This window comes from Mesorhizobium sp. M2A.F.Ca.ET.039.01.1.1 (genome assembly GCF_003998035.1).
GTDB lineage: Bacteria > Pseudomonadota > Alphaproteobacteria > Rhizobiales > Rhizobiaceae > Mesorhizobium.
Window position 1 is genome coordinate 1 of sequence record NZ_RZRY01000962.1, and the last position, 1,924, is coordinate 1,924.

2 protein-coding genes are annotated in these 1,924 nt (G+C 66.6%); both read right to left on the reverse strand.

The genetic code is table 11. From position 1 onward, the window contains the following. Nucleotides 1-1,060 (reverse strand): chemotaxis protein MotC (locus tag EOA24_RS36115; RefSeq protein WP_127410715.1); only part of this gene is annotated, 1,060 nt, incomplete at its 3' end. After that, a partial coding sequence (locus EOA24_RS36120) for an OmpA family protein (RefSeq protein WP_145992569.1) occupies nucleotides 1,057-1,924 on the reverse strand: 868 nt, incomplete at its 5' end. The genes EOA24_RS36115 and EOA24_RS36120, both read right to left, overlap by 4 nt.

Genomic DNA, 1,924 nt, shown 5'->3' on the forward strand with positions numbered 1-1,924 from the left:
CCCCCTTGGCGGGGGTCTTTCCCGGCGCCCCCACTTCCCCCGCCACGGCCTGCGCGGCATCAAGCAGGTCCCGGTCGTTTTGCGAAAGCTTGCCGCGGTCGATCTTGCCGAGCTTGGCACGCACTTCATCGACGCTGGCCGATGTCATGGTGGAAAGGCTCGAATAGAGTTGGCTGCGCGGGTCGTCCTGGCTGCCGCCGCCGTTGCGGCCCAGTTCCGCCTTGGCCGCGGCAAAAGCCGAGAGCTCCGTCATCCCGTCGATGGCGGCGTGGCGCGCGATGCGCAGGTAGATCACCTTCTCGCGCTCGGGATCCATCATCGAGGTGATGTCGGCGATCTTGTCCTGGCTGATCGCCATATGCAGCGTGATGACGCCGGAAACGAAGGCATCGGCGAACTGGCTGGCGTAGGGCGAGTAGAGATAGGACGCGACATATTGCGTCGACGCCAGCGCGAAACGGGCGGCGTCGCCTTGCGCGGCCGCGATGCCCACGGAGCGGCGAAGCGCCGCTTCCTCGACCAGCGTGCCGGGGCTGAGCAGGCGCGCCTCGTCCAGCAGGGCGAGCGCCTGGGCAGGGTCATCGGCCGCAAGCAGCGAACCCTTGACCAGCGCCAGAAAGGCGCCGATGTCCGGAGGCACGCTCATCGGATCGATCGGCTTCAGCATTTCGATCGCATTGGCCGGCCGCCCATTCAGATAGGCGACGACGCCTTTGGCGATGGCGAGGCTTTGCGGGTCGGTCATCGCGCGCGAAGCCGCCGCCGCGACCGTCACCGGATTGCCGCCGCTCATGCCGTAGACCAGCAAGGCGCGGAAATTCTTCGGCTCCTTGAAGTCCTCGGCATTGGCATCGCGCATCCGGGCGTCGATCATTTCGAGGAGCTTCGCCTGCATCGGCAGCGCGGCATGATCACCGCCGGCAATGCGGTCCTGGATCAGCTGCAGCGAACGCACCAGCTGATAAGGCTGTAGCACGTCCTGCGCGAAGGCCGCCGATGGCGACCCCGCCGCAAGCAATAGCAGCGCGATCGCGCCGCCGATGATGCTTCTGGCCTTCATCCGCCGGCCGTCATCAGGATTTCGATTCGCCGGTTCGTGGCCGCCATCGGATCGGACGCGATCTTGGGCTGCCGGTCGGCGAAGCCCGAGACCTCGGTGATGCGGCTTTCGTCTACGCCGCCGCGCACCAGCATGTAGTAGGCCGCATGGGCACGCGCGGTGGACAGCCGCCAGTTGTCGTAGGTGTCGCTGCGGAACGGCCGCGCGTCCGTGTGGCCGCTGATGGTGATGGTGCCCTTCTTCTCGTTGATGATGTGGCCGATCTTTTCCATCGCCAGCACCAGCTCGCGGCGCGGCATGGCCGAGCCGATCTCAAACATGCCGAAATCGAGCTGATCGGTGATCGAAATGACCACCCCCTTGTCGGTGGCCTCGACCGAGACGCCGTCGGCGAGCTTTTCGCCCGGCAGGAATGCCTTGGCGAGTTCCTTCTTGATGTCCGCGGCCTGCTGGAGGGCGGCTTTGCTCGGCGCCTTGTCGCCCTTGTCGGCGCCTTGCTCTTGTTCGGCCTTTTCCGCCTTCGCCGCTTCGGCTTTGGTGTCGCCGGCCGCGGCCTCGCGCTTGTCGGCTTCGAGTTTCCCGCCCTGTGCCTTGTCAGTCTTGTTACCTTCACCCGACGGCTTTTCGGCCTCGCCCTGCGCGGCCTTCTGACCGCTCTTGGCCTCGGTCTTTTCCGAAGTTGCCAGCGGCTCCAGCGGCGCGGCCGTCATCGGGGGAGCCGCCGGAGCGGCCTTTGCCTTCGGCACCGCGACCGTTGCGACCTTCTCGCCAGGCTTGGCGGGATCGCCATCGATCTTGGCGCGTTCGGCGGTGGCCTCGGCGCCAGGCGCCGCCACCTGCTGCGACCAGAAATCAGGCGCGAAG